General features: G+C 56.9%; 6 protein-coding genes. All 6 read right to left on the bottom strand.

Annotated features, from left to right (window positions below; genetic code table 11):
• Positions 1 to 246, bottom strand: a 246-nt coding sequence (locus tag VM163_09195; protein ID HUT04051.1) for a hypothetical protein, incomplete at its 3' end; no start/stop codon positions are given.
• Positions 227 to 667 (bottom strand): membrane protein insertion efficiency factor YidD, encoded by a 441-nt coding sequence (gene yidD / locus VM163_09190; protein ID HUT04050.1) that lies wholly within the window; start codon positions 665 to 667, stop codon positions 227 to 229. The genes yidD and VM163_09195, both read right to left, overlap by 20 nt.
• A 25-nt stretch (positions 668 to 692) precedes the next feature.
• Positions 693 to 1,415, bottom strand: a complete 723-nt coding sequence (locus VM163_09185) for a lytic transglycosylase domain-containing protein (GenBank protein ID HUT04049.1) — start codon at positions 1,413 to 1,415, stop codon at positions 693 to 695.
• Positions 1,415 to 4,048, bottom strand: coding sequence for an alanine--tRNA ligase (alaS, locus tag VM163_09180; GenBank protein ID HUT04048.1), 2,634 nt, complete (start codon positions 4,046 to 4,048; stop codon positions 1,415 to 1,417). Before alaS ends, VM163_09185 begins: the two co-directional genes overlap by 1 nt.
• Positions 4,032 to 4,556, bottom strand: coding sequence for a regulatory protein RecX (locus VM163_09175; protein ID HUT04047.1), 525 nt, complete (start codon positions 4,554 to 4,556; stop codon positions 4,032 to 4,034). Before VM163_09175 ends, alaS begins: the two co-directional genes overlap by 17 nt.
• 48 nt (positions 4,557 to 4,604) lie before the next feature.
• Positions 4,605 to 5,777, bottom strand: coding sequence for a PilT/PilU family type 4a pilus ATPase (locus VM163_09170; GenBank protein HUT04046.1), 1,173 nt, complete (start codon positions 5,775 to 5,777; stop codon positions 4,605 to 4,607).
• Between the last annotated feature and the right edge of the window lie 17 nt (positions 5,778 to 5,794).

The raw sequence follows: 5,794 nt of genomic DNA, 5'->3' as shown, positions 1-5,794 counted from the left end.
GGCCAATATCGCTTTGTCTGCTATTCGCCGTCCGTCCGCTCTTCTCCTGACCTCGAGGTAAACAGGACACCGGGAGCAGGTCATCAAGAACCTGTTCTCAAACGGTCGGTTCTTTCCCTCGCAGAACGTGTTATCTACAAGCCAACATGCGACGCCGGGATTCTCGTAGAGCGCGCATTGTGTGGCCTTGCATTGCTTAACCTCCCAGCATCGCGGAAGCGCGGGCTTACTTTGCTCGTCGGACATCCTGTTTTCCCCGAAGTCTAGACCACCACCAAGTGTTTTCCTCGACCGTATCGCAAAGCAACCACCGGCCGCCCCTCTTGACCAGAGTGTAGTTGCTGTCCGCGAAGAGGCAATCACGCATCAGCCGGTCGGAGGTCAAGAGCATGCCCCGAAGGAAGCCATGGCGCATGAACGCCTCGCTCGCAAACGCCGAGCATGACGGATACATGCGGCACGAAGTTGCATCAATGGGTGAAATGAACTTTTGGTAGAACCTTATGAGGTGGCAGCAGGCCGTAGCCTTCGATTGGCCACAGCGGGCCCCTTCCTGCCCTATGGGGTGGCTCGCGGCTCCGAACACGCTCTGGGCTGTCAAGCAGATGACAAGCAAGAACGCCAAACCGAGGCTATCAACGCAGTAGATTGTTATCCGGTTGAGCATTGGAACTGCCCTCGATGGTCAACAGCTACTGCCTGCCTGAGTGAGCGCGGATTACGATGGTTCCGTCTTCTCTAACGAAACGACACAGGTTACCGCCGCCCGAGTATGCGACCATGCTGCCATCCACCGTTGCCCCGCCTCTATACATACAATAGATTGCTTTGACTCTCTTCACGAACCTAACTGTCTCGCCGTAAGGCGGGATGGCGCCGTAGCGGTCAACCGCCCCGCAACCGGCGTTGTAGGCAGCCAGCGCCAGGTCGAGCTCGTGATTGTATTTTTCAAGAAGCATTCTAAGATGCCTCACGCCGGCGTCAACGTTCCCCGCTGGATCGTAGTAATTCCTGAGCCCGTAAAGGCGTGCCGTGGCAGGGATAAGCTGCATCAGCCCCCTCGCTCCTTTAGGTGATATAGCATAGGGATTGAAATTGGATTCGACCTTCACGAGAGCCATCACAAGCTCTGGGTCAAGGCCGTATTGCCCGGCGGTGCCCCTGATCAAAGAGCTCAGCTTCGCATACGTGAACCTACGGCCACCGAGGCCCGGCTGTTCGGACGGCTGATAGGCGCAAGAGTCGCTCCCTCCAAACTGCTGCACCGAACTCATCTTAACGATCCGGATCACACCATCCGCACCCGCAATCGAGGCAAGCTCGGCCCAGGACTGCGTAACCCCAACGCCCACCAACAGCCCAAGCGCCAAGGTAACCACAATCGCCGTTCCTCGTATCCCCCCGTCAAATGGCATCAACTACTCTCCTCTTCACCTGCCAAAGCCTCTGAAACCACTTCGCTAACCTGCGAAAGCGACTCGTCAAGCCGCTCGGGGCGCGAGCCACCGGCCTGCGCCAAGTCCCTACGCCCGCCGCCGCTGCCGCCAACGCCCGCGGCAACCTTCCTTATGATATGGCCTGCGTCTAGCCTGTTTGTCAAGTCTTGGGTAACCGAACATATCAGGATGACCTTGTGTTTGGCAACAGCGCCGAGGACCGCGACCCCGTGAAAGCCTGAGTCCTTTAGCCCATCGCAAAGTCTGCGCAGGAAATCGGCATCCTCCTCACCCATGTTAGCGGTCACCAGCTTGACGCCGTCCACCTCCGCCGCTCCCCTCACGAGATCGCTCACCTTTGACTTAATGAAGAGCTCCTTCGCACGAACCAGCTCTTTTCGCAAGGACTTGACCTCATCGATAAGCGATTCCACACGCTCAGGGACGCTCTTAACTGGCGTCTTGAGTTTCTCGGAGACTCCCTGAAGCTCACGCAGCCGCCGATTGTCATATTCCAGAGCTTTCTCGCCCGTAAGCGCCTCAACGCGTCTCACACCCGCCGAGACGCTGGAGGCGCTCAGCACTCTGAACAGCCCTATGCACCCCGTTCGGTCCACGTGCGTGCCACCGCATAACTCCCTGCTGAAACCGCCTGCGTCAACCATCCGAACGACGTCGCCGTATTTCTCCCCAAAGAAGGCGAGCGCGCCTGATGCCGTTGCCTCATCGAACGACATCTGCTCAGCAATCACCTGCGCGTCGTCTCTTATCTTCTCGTTCACTTGCGATTCTATCATCTCAAGCTCGCGCTCCGAGACCGGCCCAAAATGAGTGAAGTCGAAACGGAGCCTGTCGGGCTCAACTAGAGACCCAGACTGCTTGACGTGATGCCCAAGAATGGAGCGCAATGCGTAATTCAGCAGGTGAGTTGCTGTGTGGCTTCTCGCGATTGCCTGCCTCCGCTCGCAATTGACCTGGCATCGGACGCTATCGCCGGCGATCATTTTGCCGGTCAGCACACCACGATGGATTATGGCGCCTCGCGCGGTTTTATGGACGGACGAAACCCTAACAACAGCGTTTTCAGAGACTATTTGACCGGTGTCCGATACCTGGCCGCCAGACTCAGCATAAAAAGGCGTCCTGTCCAGCACGAGCTGAACCTCGTTGCCCGCCGTGATGCCCCCCATTGTCGACTCGACACGGCATTCGCCAATATCGAGGTTCTGATAACCCGCAAAACGCGACGGACCAAGGTCGGCGTGCGAGGCGTCCTCGGCCTGTGCCTCGAGTTGTCCGCTTGTCGCGGTCCTTGCTCTTTCCTTCTGGCCAAGCATCGCTCGCTCAAAACCTCTCTCATCGACGGAGAGCCCGTTTTCCTTCGCGATGTCGCGCACGAGTTCGAGCGGGAACCCGAACGTATCGTAAAACGAGAAGACGCGCTCGCCGTCAAGCATCGTGCCGCCGGCCGCTTTAACCTCCTGCACATACTCCTCAACTTGCGGCATCGCTCGATTTAGAGTGCCCTGAAACCGTTCTTCCTCGCTTTTGATGACCTTCGTTATCATCTCTTGCTGGGCGTGAAGCTCCTGATAAGTGCTTCCCATCTGCGAGATGACTTCGGCGGCCAGCTTGAACAGAAACGGCTCGTGAAGGCCAAGAACCTGGCCAAACCGAGCGGCCCGGCGGATGAGTCGGCGAAGAACGTAGCCCCGGCCTTCGTTGGCGGGCGTGATACCGTCAGCAAGTAGAAAGCAGTGAGACCTGATGTGGTCCGATATTGCCCTGAATGCTATGCCCTCCTGCCCTTCGCCTGTTACCTGCACCTCGCATAGTTCGCTCAAAGCTCGTTTAATCGGGACGAAGAGGTCAGTATCGAAGATCGACTGTTTGCCCTGGCAGACGCAGGCGAGTCGCTCGAGGCCCATGCCAGTATCGACTGACGGCGCCGGAAGTGGATGCAAGACGCCATCCGAGTCACGATCGAATTGCATGAAGACCAAGTTCCATATCTCAGAGAAGCGATCGCAGTCGCAGCCCGGCGCACAGTCGCGATTCCCACATCCAACATCAGCCCCGAAATCGAAGTATATCTCGCTGCACGGTCCACACGGCCCCACATCACCCATCGACCAGAAGTTATCCTTCTCGCCAAGCCCGACGATGCGGTCCGCGCTCACGCCAATATCTTCCCAAAGGCGTCGCGACTCGTCATCTTTCTCATAGACGGAGATCCAGAGTCGGTCGGCGGGGACGTTAGCGACTTGCACCATGAACTCCCAGGCAAACTCTATGGCCTTCTCCTTGAAGTAGTCGCCAAAGGAGAAGTTGCCCAGCATCTCGAAGAAAGTGTTGTGCCTCAGCGTGTATCCGACCTGTTCCAGGTCGTTGTGCTTGCCCGATACGCGCAGGCATTTCTGGCTCGAGGTGGCCCGACGATAGGGCCTCCTGTCTTTGCCGAGAAACGTATCCTTGAACTGGACCATCCCGGCGTTCGTGAACAGGAGTGTTGGGTCCTTTGCGGGAATGAGGGGGGCAGACCGCACGAGCTTGTGCCCTTTGTCTGTGAAGTAGCCCAGGAACAGGTCTCTAAGCTCACTCGCCGTTTTCATTCTCTGCACCAAATTCGCTCGATAGTCGTTCGTTGATGACCTGCATTATCAGACTGTCTGGAAAACCTCTGTTGCTTAAGAACCTCGCGACCTTTGCCAACCTCGCCCGCGGCTCTATGTTCCGCAGGCCTCGCAGCTTCCCGACTGCGGCCTCATAGACGAGCTGGCCTTCGTCAATCTCGTCATAAACCTTGTTCAGGACCTTCTGGATTGTGTCCCCGTCTATGCCTCTTTTGAGCAACTTTTGGAAGAACCAACGCCTACCATAGGCTTTGCGCTCGAGCAGACTCTGAACATAAAGCTCCGAAAGCCCCTCATCGTCGAGGAATCGCTTTGCCAGAAGCTCCCGGATTACGGCCTCCGTCGCCTCGCCCTCGAAGCCCCGCGAGGTGAGCTTTTGCCTCAGCTCGGCAACTGACAGGGAACGGGCGGCGAGGAGCTTGAGCGCCGCCTGCTTGGCCTCGCGATACCCCTTCTGCGCCTCGGGCGTCGGTTCCGGTTGATTCACACTTGTGAACAAGCAGGAAAGCAAGAGTCAATCTCTCTGGCTACCGCTTTACTCCTCAAGGGTGTTGGAGAAATCGAACGATGCCTCTTCCTGCTCCAATCCTGAGGCGACATCCTCGGCTTCCTCGGCTTTTGCCATGTCGCTCGTGGAGCTGATTCCCTTGATCTTGAGCATGAAGTCATCCGGGTTGGAGCAATACCGCATGGCCGTGTCGAGCGTGATAAGCTTCCGATTGAAGAGCTTTATCAAGCACTGGTCAAAAGTCTGCATCCCATACTGAGCCACCCCGTCGGCAATTGCCTCCTTGATCTCCATCGTCTTCTCTCTGTCAGTTATCTTGTCGCGGATCAGTGCCGTGGCTACCAGAACCTCGACCGCAGGAATACGCCCCTTGCCATCTGACTTCGGCATGAGACGTTGCGACACGATACCCTTGATGATCGCCGCGAGCTCCATCCTTATTTGTTGTTGCTGGTGCGGAGGATAGAAAGCAACGATGCGGTTGATCGTTTCGACTGCGTCCAAGGTGTGAAGTGTGGTCAACACAAGGTGGCCTGTCTCTGCGGCCGCCAGTGCGAGGTCAACCGTCTCAAAATCACGCATCTCACCGACTAGTATCACGTCTGGGTCCTGTCTTAGCGTTACTTTCAGGGCGCCTGCGAACGATTCTGTGTCGGACCCGACCTCTCGCTGATTGATGATGCAGCGCTTGTCCCTGTGGAGGAACTCAATTGGGTCCTCGATAGTCACTATGTGCTCGACACGATGCACGTTCATGTAGTCTATCATTGCCGCAAGTGTCGTCGACTTCCCGCTACCGGTTGTGCCTGTCAGGATGACCAGGCCCCTGTTCTCCATCGAGAGCTTCTCCATCACGGGCGGTAAGTATAGGTCCTTGAACCCCAGTATCTTAGTCGGCACAACCCTCAGAACAACACTCACTGTGCCTCTTTGCTGAAACGCGCTCACACGGAAACGTCCGAGGCCGGGCACAGCGTGCGCAAGGTCGATCTGCTTGTGCTTGCGGAATTTCTCCCGCTGGCCAGGCGTCATCATGCTAAACGCAAGGTGCAAAGTGTCATCGGGCGTCAGCCGTTTCTGATCGATCATGGTAGCAAGGTGGCCATCTACCCTGATAACGGGCTGTGCCCCTATCTTTATGTGAAGGTCTGACGCACCTCTGGCAACAGCCAGTTCAAGCAAGTCGTTAATCTCAACCATCGCCTAGTCTCCTATTG

The sequence above is a fragment of the bacterium genome, assembly GCA_035527515.1.
Taxonomy (GTDB): Bacteria; B130-G9; B130-G9; order B130-G9; family B130-G9; genus B130-G9.
The sequence above is the reverse complement of the archived record's forward strand: the minus strand, read 5'-3'. Positions and strand labels throughout refer to the sequence as shown.